The organism is Streptomyces sp. NPDC005761 (genome assembly GCF_040630635.1).
Taxonomy (GTDB): domain Bacteria; phylum Actinomycetota; class Actinomycetes; order Streptomycetales; family Streptomycetaceae; genus Streptomyces.
Genome location: NZ_JBEXXX010000051.1, coordinates 1 through 15819 on the forward strand (window position 1 = coordinate 1; position 15819 = coordinate 15819).

A 15819-nucleotide genomic window follows, 5' to 3' on the forward strand; every position below is an offset into this window, starting at 1 on the left:
TTTGTGGTGTTAGAGGTGGGATATTTGAATATATTAGTTGCTGGGCGGGCTGGGGGGGGGGGCCCCGGGGGGGGGTGCGCGGGGCCCCTCGCCGTACCGGCACCCGGTCAGCCGGTGAAGATCTCCACGAACGTCCAGATCGCCAGCCCCAGCATGCAGACCCCGCCGATGCGCTGCACGGTCTTGAGCGGTACCCGCTTGGCGATGAAGCGTCCGGCGAGCAGCGCCAGCGCCGATACGGACATCAGGGCGGCAGCGGATCCGATGGCGGTGGACCAGGCGCCGTTGCTCGCGGCCAGGTTGGCCGTGGTGATCTGGGTGAGGTCACCCCACTCGCTGATGAACACCGCCATGAAGGCGGTGGAGTACACCGGCCAGAAGCCGCTCACCGTCTTCGGCCCGCCCTCCTCGTCGTCATCGCCCGCGTCGGCCCGCAGCAGCATGAACGCGCCGAAGGCGAACAGGGAGGCCGAGACGAGTTTGACGATCCATTCGGGCAGGAGGCCGAGCAGTCCCCCCGCCCCGACCGCGATGGCGACGTGGACGATGAACGCGGACGACGTGCCGAACCAGACGTAGAGCGGGCGCATGCGCGTGCCCATGGCCAGCGATGCGAACATCGTTTTGTCGGGAAGTTCCGCGAGGAAGATCAGCCCGAAAGCGGTGATGATCGCCAGGGGGTCGAGATGCATTCCGGGTGGCTTTCTTTTGGAGCCGGGCCCCGGATCTTCCGCGAAGTGCCGCTCGGGCTGTTCGGAGGACCACTCGGCCCGGCATGACGGCACCGCCCACGGGGCGTGGGCGTGTCACACCTGACCGAAGGTCTCGCCCGCCCGCAATGATCCACGAGCCCGGCCACCGGGAACCCGGAGGTTCCAGTGTGTCGACGACCGGTTTGCAGGGCTACTCCCCTTCGCAGCCGTCAACATTACCGCATGCCCCCGGGGCGCCGGTCATGACCGGGGCGCCGCTGCCCACGTGCGGTCCAGGAAGTCCGCGATCAGCGGTGCGATCTGCGGGAGGTGGTCCTCCAGGGCGAAGTGCCCGGTCTCGAAGAGGTGCAGTTCGGCGTCCGGGAGGTCGCGCAGGTAGGCGCGGGCGCCGGGCTCCGTGAAGAACATGTCCCCCGTGCCCCAGACGACGAGCGCCGCAGGGGTGTACGTGCGCAGCCATTCCTGCCACCGCGGATAGAGCGCCACGTTGGAGTGGTAGTCGAAGGCCAGGTCCAGCTGCGGCTGGGTGCGGCCCGGCAGGTCCAGGAAGTGCTGGTCCAGGGTCCAGCCGTCCGGCGCCACCAGCTCGGGGTCGGCCGTGCCGCCCTCGTACTGGCCACGGGTCGCCGGCAGGGTCAGCAGCGACCGTACGGTGCCGGCGGCGCCGGGGACCTCCGGGCGCAGCGCGATGAAGTCGCGGGCCTGTTGCGACAGCCCTTCCTCGTACGCGTTGCCGTTCTGCACGACCAGGCCGGCGATCCACTCCGGGTGGCGGGCGGCGAGCCGGAACCCGACGGGAGCGCCGAAGTCGAACAGGTACATCACGAAGCGGGACAGCCCGAGCTGTCGCACGAAGCCCTCGGTGATGTCGGCGAGCCGGTCGAAGGTGTAGGTGAACGGGCCGCCGGTGGTCGAGGAGGCCGGAGCGTCGCTGTGGCCGAAGCCCGGGTAGTCCGGAGCGATGAGGCGGTAGTGCGCGCCGAGCGCGTCCATCAGCCGGCGGAACTGGTGCGAGGCCGACGGGAAGCCGTGCAGAAGCAGCATCACGGGGGCGTCGTCCGCCGCACCGGCGGGGAGTGACTCGCGGTAGAAGACACGGACGCCGTCGACCTCGATGGAGCGGTGACGGATGTGCGGAACAGCCTGGATCCCCATGTTCACATGCCTCCTTGGCGGGTCAATGCATTAGTTCTACGCCCGACAGATCTAATGCGTCAAGCAGATGAGTTAGCGTTAGTGTCATGAATGGTCTCGAGCCCATGACCGGTGAGCTGCTCGCCCTGGACCTGCTCAACACGCTTCCGTACGCGGCGCAGGGGCCTCCGGTCGATCATCTGGCCGACCCGGCTGGTCTGCGGGCCTGGCTGGCCCTGGAGGAGGAGCGGCTGCCCGAGGGAGCGGGGGCGCGGGAGGTGTCCCGCGACGACCTGGCGGCGGTGCAAGCGGTCCGGGCGCACGCGGCGCTCGCCGTCGCGGTGGCCCGACGCGGTGAGCGCCCGCCGGAAACGGCTCTGGACGGACTCAACGCGGCCCAGCTCGCCGCCCCCGCTGTCCGCTTCGCGCAGTGGAACGGTGAGGCCGTCGTGGTGACGGCCCGCCGTTCCGGCCCGCTCGGGGTGCGGGTGGCCGCCGCACTGGCCGCGGAAGCGGCCGAGCTGCTGGCAGACCCGGCGCTCGCGAGCATCCGCGAGTGCGAGGCCGAGGACTGCACGATGCTGTTCGTGCCCGCGCACCCGCGACGCCGCTGGTGCTCGGCCGCGCGCTGCGGCAACCGCGCGCGGGTGGCCCGCTACTACCGGCGCCACAAGGGGGAGGGGCCGGCCGCCCCGCAGTAGGGGGCCGGAGCGGCACGGGGTCTCCCCGGGGATCACGCCCCGGAGGTGGGACCGGCCTCCTCCGTCAGCCGCTTGAGCAGGGCGGGGAGTGCGGTTCCGATCGGTTCGGCCGGGCCGCAGGAGCAGCAGGGCTGACCGGTCGGCGGAGCCGCTCCGTCAGCGGACGGGGCTGCCGTCCTCCAGTTCCACGGCCCCCGCCCCGGTTTCCAACGCGTCCAGAGCCGCGTGCAGGCGCCGGCCGCGTGCACCGGACAGGTACTGGTCGATCTCCGAGGGCTCCACGAGCTTCCACGACAGGAGCTCCTCCTCCTGGAGCCGGATGGCCTTGAGCTGCGCCTCGTCCAGCACCCCGCCGTCGTACACGTACGCCACGATCGGGGGTCGCCCGGTGCCGCGCGTCCAGTCCACCGCGAGCAGTCGGCCCGGCTCCAGGTCGAGTCCGATCTCCTCGGCCGACTCGCGCCGGGCCCCCTGCCTCGGGGTCTCGCCGTCCGCCGACTCGATCGTGCCGCCGGGCAGTGTCCAGCCCTCGCGGTAGTTCGGCTCGACGAGCAGCACCCGTCCCTGCCCGTCACGGAAGACGCAGGCCGCACCGGCCAGGACCTTCGGGAGACCGGCGATGTACGTGGCGTAATCAGTCGTGGTCACGACGGCAGCGTAGTGGCCGGGTCCAGGGCACGGACACCCATGGGCAGGGAGGGGGTGCTGCGGATAGGGTCGGGGCGGCGCGACTGCCTGTTCGAAAGCAAAGGGAATCAAGGTGACGGACGGAGCAGTGACCGCACGCGTGCTCGTCGCGGCGGACAAGTTCAAGGGCTCGCTCACGGCCGTGCAGGTCGCGGAGCGGGTGACGGCCGGGCTGCGGCGCGTGGCTCCCGGGGCACGGGTCGAGACCCTGCCCGTGGCCGACGGTGGGGACGGCACGGTGGCGGCCGCGGTGGCCGCCGGATTCGAGCGCCGCGAAGCGCGGGTGACCGGGCCGCTGGGGGATTCCGTGACCGCCGCGTACGCGGTGCGCGACACCACAGCGGTGGTAGAGATGGCCGAGGCCTCCGGCCTCCAGCACCTGCCCGCAGGCGTGTTCGCCCCGCTCACGGCCACCACGTACGGCTCCGGTGAGCTGCTCCTCGCCGCCCTCGGAGCGGGCGCGCGGACCATCGTGTTCGGTGTCGGGGGCAGCGCTACCACGGACGGCGGCGCGGGCATGCTGGCCGCGCTCGGCGCACGGTTCCTGGACGCGGACGGCAAGCCCGTCGGCCCCGGCGGCGGCGGCCTCGCCGACCTCGCCACGGCCGACCTCTCCGGACTCGACCCGAGGCTCGCCGAGGTCGACCTGATCCTCGCGAGCGACGTCGACAATCCGCTCACCGGGCCCAAGGGCGCGCCTGAGGTGTACGGCCGCCAGAAGGGCGCGACCGAGGACGACGTCGTGGTGCTCGACGCCGCGCTCGCCCACTACGCCTCCGTGCTGGGGCCGGAACAGGCACAGCTGCCGGGTGCGGGCGCGGCCGGAGGGATCGGGTACGGGGCACTCGTCGCGCTCGGCGCGCGGTTCCGGCCCGGGATCGAGGTGATGCTCGACGTGCTCGGTTTCGCGCCCGCGCTGGCCCGGGCGACGCTGGTCATCACCGGCGAGGGCTCACTCGACGAGCAGACCCTGCACGGCAAGGCCCCGGCCGGTGTCGCCGCGGCGGCCCGCGCGGCCGGTATCGAGGTCGTCGCGGTCTGCGGACGCCTGGCACTCGCACCGGAGGCCCTGGAGGCCGCGGGCATCCGCCGGGCGTACGCGCTCACGGAGCTGGAGCCGGACCCCGCGGTCTGCATGGCCGAGGCGGGACCGCTGCTGGAGCGGGTGGCGGAGTCCATCGCACAGGACTTCCTGCGCTGAGTCGAGGGACGGCGAGGGCTCGGACCCTCGCCGTCCCTCACTCGCGGGCCGGGTGGAAGCCCAGCCGCACCGCGTCCAGCGCCAGCATCAGCTCCACCAGCTCGCGCGGCCGGGACAACGACCGTGACGTCAGCTCCTCCAGCCGCCGCAGACGGTTCAGCACCGTGTTCCGGTGGCAGCACAGCCGTACCGCCGTCCGCCCCGCCGACCCCCCGCACTCCACCCACGCGTCCAGTGTCGAGACCAGCAGGGCGCGGTCCGCCGGGTCGCGGGCCAGGAGCGCGCCGAAGACGTCCGTGGCCAGGTGGGCCGCGACGGCCGGCTGCCCCGCCACCAGCGCCGCGGGCACCCTGCCGTCCAGGCAGACGACCCCCTCCCCGCCCGGGCCGCACGTCAGCAGCGCCGCATCGGCCAGCCGGCGGGCCGTGCCCAGAGCCGACAGACCGTCCACCACCGGGCTGACCCCACCGGGCCCCGGACCTCCGCCGGACAACAGCGCGGCGACGGCCGCCGTATCCGCCTCGCCCAGCGCCACCACCGCGATCTCCCGGTCCGGCCGCGACCGCCACAGAAGGCGCATCCCGTCGGCGTCGGCCGGACGCTTCCGGACGCCTCCCCGCAACCCGACCACCGCCACCGCGTACCGGCCCCGCTCCGGCAGCCCCAGGACCGCCCCGGCGAGTGCCGCGAGGTCCTGCCCGGTCTCGTCGTCCAGCAGCGCGTCGAGCAGCGCCCACCCCCGCTCGTCCCCGCGCTGCCGCATGCCCGCTCCGATCTCCGCACGCCCTCGAGGGCTGCCCCTGTGCTCAGGCCACCGGCCCGTCCGCCGGACCGCCGTCGTGAGGATGGCACCCGTACGGGCCGGGGGCGACAGCACACACCCCGGCTCTGTGCGCGTGCACAACCGGTGGCCTTCCGCACTGGTCACCCGCAGCGTTTCGGCCGGTGACCGTGGACGCGCGGCCCGCCCGCTGCTGGTCTGTGGCCCCACAGCAACACAGGCAGGGCACAGGCAGGCACAGGCGACACCGCCGGGCACGACCGGACCGGGACCCCTGCGCACCACGAATCGACGCGTCGATTCCAAGACAAGGCGGAAGGAGGAGGACGCATGGCAACGCTCGAGATCCGCGCACTGTCCGTGGGCTACGGCCCGGTACGGTCCCTGCGCGACGTCTCCCTCGATGTGCCGGCCGGCGCGATCACCGCCGTACTCGGCGGCAATGGGGCCGGGAAGACCACGCTGCTGCGGGCCATCTCGCGGACCCTCGGCTTCCACCGCGGGACGGGTACGGGCACCGTCCGCTTCGACGGCCGCCCCCTGGACGGGCTGCGGCCCGCCCAGGTGGTGGCTGCCGGAGTGGTCCAGGTGCCCGAAGGACGACAGGTGTTCGCCCGCATGACGGTGGCCGACAACCTGCGGGCGGGTGCCCTCGGGGCCCCCGGCGGCCGCAAGGCGTCGGCGGGCGCGCTGACCCGCGTACACGAACTCTTTCCGGTACTGGCCCAGCGGGCGCACCAGCGCGCCGGGCTGCTGTCGGGCGGCGAGCAGCAGATGCTGGCCATGGGGCGGGCCCTGATGGCCCGGCCGCGGCTGCTGCTGCTCGACGAACCCTCGCTCGGGCTGGCCCCGTTGATGGCGCAGCGCATCGCGGAGACGGTGCAGGAGATCAACGCGTCGGGCACCTCCGTCCTGCTCGTCGAGCAGAACGCGGCGATCGCCCTGCGGCTCGCCTCCACGGCCTACGTCCTGGAGGTCGGCGAGGTCACCCTTCAGGGGCCGGCCGATGAGCTCGCCGCCTCCGACGAGGTGCGCCGCCGCTACCTGGGCGTCGTCGACGAGGCGGCAGCCGAGGACGCGGACCGGGCCTCCGGGTCCGTCCGCAGCCTGAGCAGGTGGTCCGCATGACCACTGTCCAGGAGACAGCTCAGGCCGCAACCGCCCCGGCCGCACTCGCCGTCCGTGACGTCACCGTCCGCTTCGCCGGACTCACCGCACTCGACGGCGTCTCCTTCACCGTGGAGCCGGGCAGCGTACACGCGGTCATCGGCCCCAACGGGGCAGGGAAGTCGACCACCTTCAACGTGCTGTCCGGGGTCTACCGGGCGACATCCGGCACCGTCCACCTCGGAACGACGGAACTCACCGGACTCGCACCGCACAAGGTCGCCCAGCTCGGCATCGCCCGCACCTTCCAGAACCTCGCGCTCCCCCCGCACGCCACGGTCACCGACAGCCTCCTGCTCGGCAGGCACCGGCTCACCCGTGCGGGCTTCCTCGCCAGCGGACTGCGCCTGCCGTCCGCCGCCCGCGAGGCCCGGCGGCATCTGGACCGGGTCCGCGAGATCGCCGAGTTCATCGGCCTGGACCAGGTGCTGGACCGGCCCGCCGGGGCGCTCCCGTACGGGCAGCAGAAGCTCGTCGAGCTCGGCCGCGCGCTGTGCATGGAGCCGCAGGTCCTTCTCCTGGACGAGCCGGTAGCCGGGATGACCGCCGACGAACGGCGGCGCACCGCAGCGGTCGTGGCCGGGGTGCGCGACAGCCTCGGCATCTCCATCGTGCTCGTCGAACACGACATGGGAGTGGTGATGCGGCTCGCGGACGCCGTGACCGTACTCGACTTCGGACGCAGGATCTCCGGCGGCACCCCCGCCGAGGTCCAGAACGATCCGGCCGTCGTCCAGGCCTACTTGGGGGCACAGGAATGACCACCTTCATCGAACTCCTCCTCGGCGGCCTCTCCATCGGTTCGGTCTACGCACTGATCGCGCTCGGCTTCGTCGTCATCTTCAAGGCCACCGAGGTCGTCAACTTCGCCCACGCCTCCCTGCTGCTCGCAGGCGGCTACGTGACCGCCGTCCTCCATGACGACATCGGGTTCTGGCCCGCGCTCGCCGTCGGAATCGCGGGCGCGGCCGTGGTCGGAGCGGCCGTCGAGTTCCTGGTGATGCGCCGCTACCGGGGCAGCGACCACAGCGTCCTGGCCATCGTCACCATCGGCGTCGACATCCTCCTCACCACCGAACTCACCCGGCGCATGGGCACGGACGTGCTCGCCCTCGGCGACCCGTGGGGCAACGGCGTCGTCACCATCGGCGGTGTCACCCTCGCCGAGACCCGGATCGCCGCGTTCCTCGCCGCCGGCCTCCTCATCACGGTGTTCCTGCTCGCCTTCCGCTACACCTCCTGGGGTGTGTCGATGCGGGCCGCCGCCGAGAATCCGCAGACAGCGGCCCTGATGGGGATCAAACTCGGCCGGGTCTCGCTCGCCGCCTGGGCGGTGGCCGGAGCACTGGCCGCGGTGGCCGCGCTCTTCCTCACCGTCTTCCCCACCCCCGGCCTGGAACGGGCCACCTCACTGGCCGCACTCAAGGCCTTCCCCGCCGCGATTCTCGGCGGACTCGACTCGACGACCGGGGCCCTCGCCGGGGGACTGATCGTCGGCGTCACCGAATCGCTCGCCACCGGCTACCAGAGCGACCTGTCCTTCCTGGGCCGCGGGATCGGCGACCTCGCCCCCTACCTGGTGATGGTGCTCGTGCTGCTCCTGCGGCCCGCGGGACTCTTCGGTACGAAGGAGCTCGCCCGTGTCTGAGACCACGACCACCGAGACCGCCGCGGGAGCCCGGCTCACCACCCCGGGTACCGTCCTCGCCGCCCGGCTGCGCCACCCGCGTACCTACCTCTGGGCCATCGGCTCGGTACTGCTGCTCGCCTTCCCGTTCTACCTGGACCGCTTCTGGCTGCAGGCCGGACTCTTCGCGATGGCCGCCGCCATCGGCGCCATCGGGCTGAACCTCCTCACCGGCGCCACCGGCCAGCTCTCCATGGGGCACGCCTTCTTCCTGGCCGTGGGCGCGTACGGCTACTGCGTCCTGGCCGGGGAGAGCAGTACGGAGAACGGGCACGAGCTCTCCGGACTCGGCCTGCCCAGCTGGCTCGCCGCCGTGCTCGCGGTGCTCCTCGCGGGAGCCGCCGGGGGACTGTTCAGCCCCATCGCGAGCCGGCTGCGCGGCGCTTACCTGGGCATCGCGACCCTGGCGCTGATCTTCATAGGCCAGCACGTCCTGTTCAACGCCGGATCCCTCACCGGGGGCTTCAACGGCCGTGCCGTACCGCCACTTTCGCTCTTCGGCTTCGGCTTCGACGACACCGAGGTCGTGGTGGCCGGGGTGCCGTTCCAGTCCTCCGAGAAGCTCTGGTACGCGGCCCTGCTCGCCCTGCTCCTGAGCGGTCTGTTCGCCCGGGGAGTGCTGCGCGGCCGGCCGGGCAGGGCGCTCAACGCCATTCGGGACCACCGCATCGCGGCAGGTGTGATGGGCGTTCCGGTGGCCCGCTACCGGGCGGGCGTCTTCGTCCTGTCCTCGATGTACGCCGGACTGGCGGGCGTACTGCTCGCGCTGGTCTTCCAGCGGACCGTGCCCGAGTACTTCGGGATGGTCCTGTCCCTCGAATACCTCGCCATGATCGTCATCGGCGGGCTCGGCACCGTGGCGGGAGCGGTCGTCGGGGCCGCGTTCGTCTCGCTGCTGCCGCAACTGCTCACCCACTACAGCGATTCCCTGCCCCTGGTCTCCGCCCCCGGTACGGGCGGTCTGGCTCCGGGCGAGGCATCGCGCTACCTGTACGGCGCCGCGGTGGTCGCGGCTGTTCTGTTCCTGCCCGGCGGCCTGACACGTCTGATGAAGAATTCAGGGGAGAAGAAATGAAACTGCGTGTGCTCGGGGCCGTGTGCGCGGCCCTCACCCTCACTCTCGTGGGATGCAGCGAGAAGGCCAAGTCCTCCGACGAGGGCACCCAGGACAAGGCCGGTGTGAAGACCGGCGAGGGCGTCACCGACTCGGTGATCTCGCTGGGCGCGCTCACCGACATGACCGGCGTCTACGCCTCGCTCGGCAAGAGCGTCACCCAGGCCCAGCAGCTGTGGGTCAAGCAGACCAACGCCGCGGGCGGCATCTGCGAGCGCAAGATCGAGCTGACCGTGCGCGACCACGGGTACGACCCGCAGAAGGCCATCGCCGGCTACACCGAACTGGAGCCGAAGGTACTGGGATTCGCCCAGTTCATCGGATCGCCGTTCGTGGCGGCGGTCGAGCAGCGCATCGACGGCCAGGACAAGGGACTCGTCCTGCCGCAGGCCTGGTCGGCGAATCTGCTCGGCAGCAAGTACGTCCGCGTCATCGGAGCCACGTACGACGTCGAGACGATCAACCTGATCGACTACCTGCTCGCCGAGAAGCGCATCGCCAAGGGCGACAAGATCGGTCATGTCTACTTCGAGGGCGACTACGGCGAGAACGCCCTGGCCGGTTCGAAGTACGCGGCGAAGGAGTCGGGCCTCACCGTCGTCGAGCAGAAGATCAAGCCCACCGACAACGACATGACCGCCCAGGTCTCCGCGCTGAAGCAGGCCGGCGTCAAGGCCGTCATCGTCAGCGCCGGCCCGCGGCAGGCGGCCTCGCTGGTCGGCGTCGCCGCCGCCACCGGCTTCAAGGTCCCGGTGGTCGGCAACAACTCGGCGTTCGCACCCCAGTTGCTGAAGACACAGGCAGGCCCGGCCCTGACGCAGGACTACTACGTCGCCGCGTCCACCCTGCCGATCGGCGACCCGGGCGCCGGCCCGGCGAAGCTCGCCAAGGAGTACGGCGCCGAGTACCCGAAGGACGGCCTCGACAACGGCGTCGTCGCGGGCTACAACGCGGCGAGCCTGTTCGGCGAGGCGCTGAAGAAGGCCTGCGCCGCCAAGGACCTCACCCGTGAGGGCATCGACAAGGCCCTGCTCACCATCAAGGACTTCGGCAGCGACTTCGGGATGCCGCACGACTTCTCCGACCCGGCGGCGCCGTCCACCCGGGAGAGCGTGATCATGAAGCCCGACGCCAAGGCCCCCGGCGGCCTCAAGGTCGTCAGGCCCGCGCAGGCGGCGGCGATGGCGAAGTCCTACACGCTGAAGTAGACGACAGCGGCACAAGGCCCTCGGGGCGGCACGCGTGGTGCGTGCCGCCCCGAGGGTGTGTCCGGATCAGCTGGTGTAGGCCTCCAGTTCGGAGAGCTGTGCGGCCGGCCAGCCGGTGTTGCCGGTGAACGTCAGTCGCAGATAGCGGGACGGTGTGCCGGGCAGGGTGACAGTCGCCTGGTTCCCGCTCGACGGGTCGAAGGTGTAACCCGCGGAACCCTTGAGGGAGTTGAAGGTGCTGTTGTCGGTGCTGCCCGACACGCCCAGTGTCTGTGTGCGGGTGGACCAGGCAGCCGCCGGGGGAAGTTTCAGGACCAGTCGCTTGACCGTCTTGGCCGCGCCCAGGTCCACGGTGATGGTCTGCGGGAAAGCGTGGTTGGTGCTCTCCCAGTAGGTGTTCGCATTGCCGTCCACGGCGTTGGACGCGCCGTACACGTCCGCGTGGCCGGACTCGGTGACGCTACGGCCCCGGGCGAGGTTCCCCGTCTCGGCGGGCGGGTCCGTGGGCGGGTCGGTCGGGTCGGTCGGCGGGTCGGTGGGGTCCGTCGGACCGCTGCCGCCGCCCGGCACCCCGCCGTTGGTCCACACCGGGGCCGGCCAGGTGCCGGTGCAGGCCGGGGGATCGGCGTACCAGCCGGAGTTCCCGGAGCCCCGGGTGATCTGGAAGCCACTGCCCACGCAATTGTGGATGGGGTTGGACTGGGCGACGTGCGTGGCCACGACATCGGTGAAGGTGGCGGTGCCCGGTGCCTGGATCTGGAGGGCGTACGTGCCGGCGCCGTCGATCCTGATGCGGTTGAAGTGCAGCCCGTTCGTCGCACCCTCGATGAGGTGGATCGCCGCGTACGAACTGTCCAGGATCTCGGTGTCGGAGATGTTGACCGTGGCGTTGATCGGCTCGTTGAGCCCGCTGAACCAGATGGCTCCGACGCCGAACTGCCAGTTGTAGTCGTTGTTGCCGGTGCGGATCAGCGTGTTGCGCGCCGCTGTCGTGGTCCCGGAGACAGCGGTGCCCTGACCGGAGTTGACGCCCGGGTAGCGGTTGGCGATGTGCAGGCCGCCCCCGTTGGTGATGGTGTCCGACATGACGTTGTCGGAGATGGTGATGTCCTTGCCGCCGTACGTGACGATGTTGTTGGCGAGGATCGGCAGGATCACCGTGTTGAACGTGAACTTGTTCTTCACGTTCGGGACGTTCTCCGCCCACATGGCCAGACCGTCGTCACCGGTGTTGCGGACGAAGGTGTTGGTGACCGTGGAGTTGGTGACCCCGTAGTGGAAGTTCACGCCGTCCGCGGTCTGGTCCAGGATGCGGCTGTTCTTGATGGTGAAGTTGTCCATCGGGCCGTCCATCCAGGCGCCGCACTTGGTGTGCTGCATCCAGACGTTGTCGACGGTCGAGTTCGACAGGGCGCCGCCGATGGCGTTGACCTGGTCGTTGTCCACCCGTTCCTGGATGTCGCCGATGATGGCGAAGTCCTTGAGCGTGACCCCGCTGCTGCCTCCCTCCCCGGCGTACTTGCCGTAGACGCCGACGCCCTTGCTCCGGTTCGAGGGGTCGCGCCCGGTCAGGACGGAGTACCAGGGACCGGCTCCGCGCAGCGTGACCTTGTCCACGACGATGTGGTCGCGGACCTGGAAGGTGCCCCGCGGGATGTACACCTCCTTGCCCTGTGCCTTGCCCGCGTTCACGGCCGCCTGGATCTTGGCGGTCGAGTCCGCGGATCCGGTCGGGTCGGCGCCGAAGTCGGCGACGACGTCGAGTGCGCCCGAGGGCTTGGCGGTCGGGTCCGCCACCTGCTCGAAGTCGGCCAGGTCGATGGTGAACGACGGTGAGGCGGCGGTGGACGAGACCTGCAGCCGGACCTTCGTGCCGGCCGCGAGGGTCGACCCGAACATGGTCCTGGCCTCGTCGTAGAAGTGGTGAGGGTTGGTGTCGCCGGGGTTGTTGTTGAACGGGTAGCCGCCGTAGTACCAGCCGTACTTCGACGTGACAGGCACCGCCTTGGGCGAGGCGCCGTTCACCCGCACGTCGATCGAGGCGTCCCGGCCCGATCCGGCGGCGTTGTCCGGCAGCGAGTACCGGAAGGACATGGCGTTGGCGGGTGCGGTGAGCGTGAACTCCACGTACTCGCCGACGGCGTCCAGTGTCACCGCCTGCCGGCCCGAGGCCTCGGAGGGCAGCGTGCCGTAGAGGCGGTTCGGGCCGATCAGGGTGCCGTTGGTGGCGGCGTACTCGGCTTCCTGCTCCTTGAACGGGACGGTCGCACCGCGACCTGGTACCGCCACCGGGGAGGGCGCGGGGACCCCCGCCGCCTGGGCGGGCGGAGCACCGGACAGGACCACGGCGGCGGCGGTGCCGAGCGCGGCGAGTGCCAGCGAGAGAGAGGCGGATATGGATCTTCTGAGCAACGGACGTCGGGGAGGTGGGGTCACGTGACAGTCGTCCTTGCGGCTCGTGGGGGCACTTCGGACGCCCACAGGCTAGGAGCAAGGCCGCAAGGAAGTCCACGCTGCTGCGCAAAAATCTGTTCTCTGGGCTCAAAATGTCGACGGATCACTGTGGGGATCGGGTGTTCTGGGAGGGTTGTCAGGCAGGCGGACGTGCGTGGCTGCGCGGCCGGCGCCGCGCGGGCCGGCCGGTGAAGGCCTGGCGAAGAGATGCCCCGCCGCGAAAGGCCGGGGCATCTCAGCCGTGGATACCGCCGCACCCTTTGGGAGCCGGCAGGTGGTCGGCTTCGGGCTCGGAAGGGCTCCCGCACTTGCCCCGTTCTTCACCCGAGAAGTGAAACGAAAGAGGACTCTCGGGTGCGGGCGAAATGCCCTCGTGGTGGTGGACGCGGGGCCGTCGGCCGCCCCTCTGTTCCCCTGGCCGGGCATGTGTCGGGCAAGGCTGTCGCACAGCCCGGGCGCGCCGCCGTCGAGGTCGCGTATACGTCGGGGCGGGGCACAAACGGAATCCCTGAGGGAATCCCGTAGCGAAGCTGCGACCGGCTCGGACCGGGTGCGCGGCGATGACAATCGGATCGTCGAGGAGAGCGGTCACGAAGTCCTGCTGACAGGAGCCGGCCGGCTCGCCTGCAATGCCATCGAGCGGACGCGTCCACGGCCCGTGGCCGACCGATCCGGACACTCTCACGCGACCTGTGACGGAACGCGGAATCGATATCGCGCAGGTCGGCTTTCACGCAGCTCCAGCCCGCAACGGATGAACGGACAGGCGCGCTTCCCGAGCCCGGTCAATTCACGGGCGAATACGGAACGGAAGTGCAGGAGCAGCCTTCCGGAATTCGATGCCGCTCTCGATGTGGCGGAGAAATACGGCACCAGGTCATGCTCGACGCGTACACGGCGCCGGGGCGGGCAATGCCGTGCACATCCACGTCCCCCGGTGGACGGGAGCTCACCCTGCCGAACAGTCTTCTGCTGGGCACGGGAAGGGCAGAGCGACCGGTACAGGTTCGACGACACCCTGGTGGCGATGGACAGCAAGAACGAGCCTCCCGAAGCAGGTCGACATCCTCGCGCCAAGTGGGAGGGCTCGCCCGACCAGGAGCGGGGTCGCTCGTCCTCGCCCGGTCCTCGTTCCAGGGCGAGCGGCGCCGCACGACGCCGGAGCGGGGCGCCGGGACCCGGACGGCGCCACCACCCCGGGGCCCGCCGCGCCGGGCGGGCAGGAGACGGATACCGGTGGCGCTGCCGCCTGCGCCCCCGTGTGCCGAGCCCGCCCACACGGGCCGGGCATGCACGAGGGCCCGGATGCTGGGGAGCATGCGGGCCCTCGTACGTGCTGTGCTGTGCGGACTACGGCAGCTGGGCCGCTCGTGCCTCGCGCCGGTTGTCCCGGAAGCTGTTCACCCGGCGGGCGGTCGCGAAGAGCGGGATGACCGCGCCCAGGACCACCTGGAGCGCGCAGCCGGTCTGCAGCAGCAGCTGGCCACCGGGGGCGTCGAACGCCCACGCTGCCAGGAGCCCCATCGCCGCCACGATCCAGCCCAGCATCGCCACCGCGAGAACGCCCCGCGGCTTCGGGTACTCGACCCGGCTGACCATCAGCCACGCCACTCCGACGATCGCGAGCAGCGTCGGCACGAAGGGCAGCTCCAGGAGCACGATCGAGATGACCGTGAGCGCCCCGAAGGGGCTCGGCATGCCCTGGAACATGCCGTCCTTCAGGGTCACGCAGGAGAATCTCGCAAGCCTGAGAACCACCGCCAGCAGCACCACGATCGCCGCGAGAGCCGAGACCCGCTGGTGTGCGTCGTCCGCGACCATGCCGTACACCAGGACGAAGTACGCCGGGGCGAGCCCGAAGCTGACCAGGTCCGAGAGGTTGTCCAGCTCGGCACCCATCGGCGAGGAACGCAGCTTGCGGGCCACGAGCCCGTCGAACAGGTCGAAGATGGCCGCCATGAGCATGAGGATCACGGCAGTGGCCGCGGAGTGCCGCGCCATGCCGCTCTCGTCGCTGCCCGTGAGATGCGGGATGAGGATCCCCGTGGTGGTGAAGTACACCGCCATGAATCCGCACGTGGCGTTACCGAGAGTGAGGGTGTCCGCTATCGACAGCCGCATCGAGAGCGGCATGGCCTCGGCGTCGTCCTCCGCCTCGGCCTCCGGCACCCAGCCGGCCTGTGTGTCCGGATCAATCACGGTCAATGCGAGTCACCCCCGCGGTGGTGGCCTGTCCGACCTCGACCGCGACATCGATACCTTCCGGAAGGTAGATGTCGACCCGGGAGCCGAACCGGATCAGGCCGATGCGCTCGCCCTGCTCCACCTTCGTGCCCTGCGGGATGTAGGGGACGATGCGGCGGGCGACGGCACCCGCGATCTGCACCATCTCGATGTCACCGAGCTCGGTGTCGAAGTGCCAGACAACGCGCTCGTTGTTCTCGCTCTCCTTGTTGAACGCCGGGACGAACCCACCGGGGATGTGCTCGACCGATGTCACCGTGCCGGCCAGTGGCGCGCGGTTGACGTGCACGTTCAGCGGGCTCATGAAGATCGCGACGCGGGTGCGTCCGTCCTTCCACGGCATGATGCTCTGCACCACGCCGTCGGCCGGTGAGATGACGCGCCCCTGGGTGATCTCGCGCTCGGGGTCGCGGAAGAACCACAGCATGCCCGCCGCGAGCGCGGTGGTGGGCACGGCCACGGCCGCCCAGCGCCCGGACCTGCGGGCCCGGGTCAGGCTGAGTGCGGCGGTGGCGACGGTCGGCAGGAGCCACGGCGAAGCTCCGCGAGCAAGGCGGACCCCGCCGCGTGGTGCAGAGGTATGGCTGTCGGGCATGGATGACCTTCGTAGCGGATGATGCCGCGCTGGCAACGGGGGACGGCGGCTTTTCCGGCGATGTTATCGGTTGCTGACCGCAACTGGGCAAGCCAGCAGCCGAGTCGGACGTCTGGAAGGCACCGGATGAGGA

14 protein-coding genes are annotated in these 15819 nt (G+C 70.8%); 7 read left to right on the top strand and 7 right to left on the bottom strand.

Features of this window, described 5'->3' with window-relative positions:
- Positions 1-107: 107 nt before the first annotated feature.
- Together ABZ434_RS31575 and ABZ434_RS31580 are read right to left on the bottom strand one after the other, a co-directional pair.
- Positions 108-692 (bottom strand): TMEM165/GDT1 family protein, encoded by a 585-nt coding sequence (locus tag ABZ434_RS31575; protein WP_359143889.1) that lies wholly within the window; start codon positions 690-692, stop codon positions 108-110.
- Positions 693-953: 261 nt separating this feature from the next.
- On the bottom strand, positions 954-1868 hold the full coding sequence (locus ABZ434_RS31580; RefSeq protein WP_359143892.1) for an alpha/beta hydrolase: 915 nt from the start codon (positions 1866-1868) through the stop codon (positions 954-956).
- An 86-nt stretch (positions 1869-1954) separates the two neighbouring features.
- Between ABZ434_RS31580 and ABZ434_RS31585 the strand changes: the two genes are divergently transcribed.
- On the top strand, positions 1955-2548 hold the full coding sequence (locus tag ABZ434_RS31585; protein ID WP_359143895.1) for a CGNR zinc finger domain-containing protein: 594 nt from the start codon (positions 1955-1957) through the stop codon (positions 2546-2548).
- 156 nt (positions 2549-2704) lie between these two features.
- On the opposite strand, the gene ABZ434_RS31590 is transcribed toward ABZ434_RS31585, so the two are convergent.
- The gene (locus tag ABZ434_RS31590) at positions 2705-3196 is read right to left on the bottom strand and encodes an NUDIX hydrolase (RefSeq protein WP_359143898.1); all 492 of its coding nucleotides are present in this window, start codon (positions 3194-3196) and stop codon (positions 2705-2707) included.
- Between the two features lie 112 nt (positions 3197-3308).
- Here ABZ434_RS31590 and ABZ434_RS31595 point away from each other — a divergent pair, with 112 nt between their 5' ends.
- Positions 3309-4436: a glycerate kinase gene (locus ABZ434_RS31595; protein ID WP_359143901.1), complete on the top strand. Its 1128-nt coding sequence runs from the start codon at positions 3309-3311 to the stop codon at positions 4434-4436.
- A gap of 37 nt (positions 4437-4473) precedes the next feature.
- Here the strand turns inward: ABZ434_RS31595 and ABZ434_RS31600 are convergent, their stop codons facing one another.
- Entirely contained in the window at positions 4474-5199 is a 726-nt protein-coding gene (locus ABZ434_RS31600; RefSeq protein WP_359143904.1) for a helix-turn-helix domain-containing protein, read from the bottom strand.
- Positions 5200-5547: 348 nt separating this feature from the next.
- Between ABZ434_RS31600 and ABZ434_RS31605 the strand changes: the two genes are divergently transcribed.
- From ABZ434_RS31605 to ABZ434_RS31625, 5 genes are all read left to right on the top strand, one after another.
- The gene (locus ABZ434_RS31605) at positions 5548-6345 is read left to right on the top strand and encodes an ABC transporter ATP-binding protein (RefSeq protein ID WP_359143907.1); all 798 of its coding nucleotides are present in this window, start codon (positions 5548-5550) and stop codon (positions 6343-6345) included.
- Positions 6342-7145 (top strand): ABC transporter ATP-binding protein, encoded by an 804-nt coding sequence (locus ABZ434_RS31610; protein ID WP_359143910.1) that lies wholly within the window; start codon positions 6342-6344, stop codon positions 7143-7145. Before ABZ434_RS31605 ends, ABZ434_RS31610 begins: the two co-directional genes overlap by 4 nt.
- Entirely contained in the window at positions 7142-8032 is an 891-nt protein-coding gene (locus ABZ434_RS31615) for a branched-chain amino acid ABC transporter permease (RefSeq protein ID WP_359143913.1), read from the top strand. Before ABZ434_RS31610 ends, ABZ434_RS31615 begins: the two co-directional genes overlap by 4 nt.
- 67 nt (positions 8033-8099) lie before the next feature.
- The gene (locus tag ABZ434_RS31620) at positions 8100-9146 is read left to right on the top strand and encodes a branched-chain amino acid ABC transporter permease (protein WP_359144024.1); all 1047 of its coding nucleotides are present in this window, start codon (positions 8100-8102) and stop codon (positions 9144-9146) included.
- Positions 9143-10393, top strand: coding sequence for an ABC transporter substrate-binding protein (locus tag ABZ434_RS31625; RefSeq protein WP_359143916.1), 1251 nt, complete (start codon positions 9143-9145; stop codon positions 10391-10393). The genes ABZ434_RS31620 and ABZ434_RS31625 overlap by 4 nt, the downstream gene beginning before the upstream one ends.
- 66 nt (positions 10394-10459) lie before the next feature.
- On the opposite strand, the gene ABZ434_RS31630 is transcribed toward ABZ434_RS31625, so the two are convergent.
- From ABZ434_RS31630 to ABZ434_RS31640, 3 genes are all read right to left on the bottom strand, one after another.
- A complete protein-coding gene (locus ABZ434_RS31630; protein WP_359143919.1) occupies positions 10460-12829 on the bottom strand; it encodes a discoidin domain-containing protein in 2370 nt (789 codons plus the stop codon).
- Between the two features lie 1368 nt (positions 12830-14197).
- Positions 14198-15052 carry a CDP-diacylglycerol--serine O-phosphatidyltransferase gene (gene pssA, locus ABZ434_RS31635; protein WP_359143922.1) on the bottom strand — a complete coding sequence of 285 codons (855 nt, stop codon included), beginning with the start codon at positions 15050-15052 and terminating at the stop codon, positions 14198-14200.
- Positions 15039-15686, bottom strand: a complete 648-nt coding sequence (locus tag ABZ434_RS31640; RefSeq protein WP_326656564.1) for a phosphatidylserine decarboxylase — start codon at positions 15684-15686, stop codon at positions 15039-15041. Before ABZ434_RS31640 ends, pssA begins: the two co-directional genes overlap by 14 nt.
- Between the last annotated feature and the right edge of the window lie 133 nt (positions 15687-15819).

Coding starts and splice junctions, on each gene's coding strand:
- ABZ434_RS31580 (WP_359143892.1), bottom strand. CDS start 1,868: ATGGGGATCCAGGCTGTTCCGCACATCCGTCACCGCTCCATCGAGGTC.
- ABZ434_RS31575 (WP_359143889.1), bottom strand. CDS start 692: ATGCATCTCGACCCCCTGGCGATCATCACCGCTTTCGGGCTGATCTTC.
- ABZ434_RS31625 (WP_359143916.1), top strand. CDS start 9,143: ATGAAACTGCGTGTGCTCGGGGCCGTGTGCGCGGCCCTCACCCTCACT.
- ABZ434_RS31600 (WP_359143904.1), bottom strand. CDS start 5,199: ATGCGGCAGCGCGGGGACGAGCGGGGGTGGGCGCTGCTCGACGCGCTG.
- ABZ434_RS31610 (WP_359143910.1), top strand. CDS start 6,342: ATGACCACTGTCCAGGAGACAGCTCAGGCCGCAACCGCCCCGGCCGCA.
- ABZ434_RS31615 (WP_359143913.1), top strand. CDS start 7,142: ATGACCACCTTCATCGAACTCCTCCTCGGCGGCCTCTCCATCGGTTCG.
- ABZ434_RS31585 (WP_359143895.1), top strand. CDS start 1,955: ATGAATGGTCTCGAGCCCATGACCGGTGAGCTGCTCGCCCTGGACCTG.
- ABZ434_RS31605 (WP_359143907.1), top strand. CDS start 5,548: ATGGCAACGCTCGAGATCCGCGCACTGTCCGTGGGCTACGGCCCGGTA.
- ABZ434_RS31640 (WP_326656564.1), bottom strand. CDS start 15,686: ATGCCCGACAGCCATACCTCTGCACCACGCGGCGGGGTCCGCCTTGCT.